The organism is Pseudomonas sp. EA_65y_Pfl1_P113, from assembly GCF_963970525.1.
Taxonomy (GTDB): domain Bacteria; phylum Pseudomonadota; class Gammaproteobacteria; order Pseudomonadales; family Pseudomonadaceae; genus Aquipseudomonas; species Aquipseudomonas tritici.
The window spans coordinates 1-604 of the sequence record NZ_CAXAQM010000242.1 but is presented as its reverse complement, the minus strand read 5'-3'; the positions used below and the strand labels follow the sequence as shown (position 1 = coordinate 604).

At 64.7% G+C, this 604-nt stretch carries 1 protein-coding gene and 1 pseudogene; both read right to left on the bottom strand.

Features of this window, described 5'->3' with window-relative positions:
- Nucleotides 1–360 (bottom strand): annotated as a pseudogene (locus AACY52_RS29370) (hypothetical protein); the annotation flags it as partial.
- Nucleotides 361–363: 3 nt separating this feature from the next.
- Nucleotides 364–604 (bottom strand): hypothetical protein (locus tag AACY52_RS29365; RefSeq protein ID WP_339561228.1); only part of this gene is annotated, 241 nt, incomplete at its 5' end.

The following is a 604-nucleotide window of genomic DNA, read 5'->3' as shown; positions in this document are numbered from 1 at the left end:
CGTCAGAGGCTCGATCGGCAAAGCCGAGGACCGGATTGCGCTGCCCGGACGGGTCTGGATCAGCCAGAGATACGGTCGGCCGTCGATCGCCCGCCATGGGGCGGAGAGACGCTCAAGGACTTCGATCGCACGAACCGCAGGTTCGGGTGCCACCCAGCGATGCAGCACCCCGTTGCCCGGAGCATCTTTCCGGATCGTCCCGGTCAGATAGGCGAACGTCTCATGCTGCTCACCTTGCACCCTCTCGATGCAGCCGGCTTCAAGCGAGAGGATTTCCGAGGCGCGCGGTCCAACCAGATAGGCGATGACGACGAAGCAGGCCTTGTAGAGCCGGGCAACCATGCCATTGAAGGCGAGCATCGGCTAGACCGTCAGCAGCTGGGCCTGCCCTGGAGCAAGTTCGACCGGCGCCGCCGAACGCAGATACCGGCGTATGCGTCTGGAACGGGCCGGCTTGGCGTTTCCCCTTTCCCGTGCCGCATCATGCAGCGCCTGTATGTCGTCCCGCATGCGAAGGATCACCTCGGCGGGCTCGCCGATGAGATGGAGTGCTCCTGCAACCAAGGGTACGGCGACCTTGTCGGGCGTGTAGGGCCATCGCTCG